The organism is Marilutibacter maris, from assembly GCF_006546735.2.
Lineage (GTDB): Bacteria > Pseudomonadota > Gammaproteobacteria > Xanthomonadales > Xanthomonadaceae > Marilutibacter > Marilutibacter maris.
The window spans coordinates 1-1,069 of the sequence record NZ_VICD02000040.1 but is presented as its reverse complement, the minus strand read 5'-3'; the positions used below and the strand labels follow the sequence as shown (position 1 = coordinate 1,069).

At 70.9% G+C, this 1,069-nt stretch carries 1 protein-coding gene; it reads right to left on the bottom strand.

Annotation, left to right across the window (positions count from 1 at the left end):
• Positions 1–76: 76 nt before the first annotated feature.
• Entirely contained in the window at positions 77–880 is an 804-nt protein-coding gene (locus FKV24_RS20110; protein ID WP_170288196.1) for a GNAT family N-acetyltransferase, read from the bottom strand.
• Positions 881–1,069: the final 189 nt, after the last annotated feature.

Sequence of the window (1,069 nt, the reverse complement as noted above, 5' to 3'; positions counted from 1 at the left end):
TCGCCGAGCAGGATCCAGGCGTGGGCGTCGCCCGGGCGCAGGCGCAGGCGTTCTCGCAGGGCGGGACGAGGGTCGTTCACGCCGATGCCGGCGACGGTGCCGCGTAGGCCCAGGCTTGGGCCCCGGAGGCCAGGGTCACCCGCACGCGCCGGTAGTCGTCGCCCTCGTAGGCGTCCGCGTGCGCGAGTTCGACCGCGCTCAGTTGCAGGCGCATGCCGGCGACCCGGTCGCCGTTGGCGCTGCTGGCGTGGATGATCGGGTGGCGGAGGATGCCGCTTGTCGCCACCGCGGCGGGGGCGCGCAGCTCCAGCCAATCGAGCCGATAGCCGGGCAGGGCGTCGGCGCTGCCGGAAAGGGTGCGGCCGAACAGCCGTCGCTGGACCTGGGCGTCCTGCAAGGTGCCATAGACGAACAGCGACTCCTCGGCCGCGGCGTCGTCGAACGACAAGGCATACCACTGGGTCGCCTCTTCGTGCCAGCCGGCTTCGCGGTACAGCGCGCGCGCGGCGGCGTTGTCGCGCGAGGTTTCCAGCATCAGGCCGCTGGCGCCACCTTCGCGGGCGAAGCGTTCGGCGGTTTCCAGCAGGGCGCGGGCGACGCCGCGACGTCGCGCGGCCGGATCGACGTAGAGGTCGTTGAGGATCCACACGCGCGCGGTGCGTACCGAAGAGAACGACGGATAGAGCTGGACGAAGCCGGCCGGGACCTCGTCCACGTACGCGAGCAGGACGGTCGACTCGGCCTGCTGCAGTCGCTGTTGCAGGAAGCCGCGGGCGCGCGGCAGGTCGCCGGGCTGGCCATAGAAGCGCCGGTAGGCGTCGAACAGCGGGACCAGCATGTCCAGATCGGTCAGCGTCGCGCGGCGGATGGTCGTGGTCATCGGTACGTCCGTGAGGGCGGTCGTGGCGGATATTGTAGAAGCCCGATGGGACGATATCCGGCTGCGCCCGGATATCTCCCAAGGTTTGCTGCGCAAACCTCGGGCCCCGCCGTTGCGCTTCCAGACCCCCATTCGCGCTGCGCGCGAATCGCCCCCTGACTCAGGGGGGAACGATATCCGGCTGCGCTC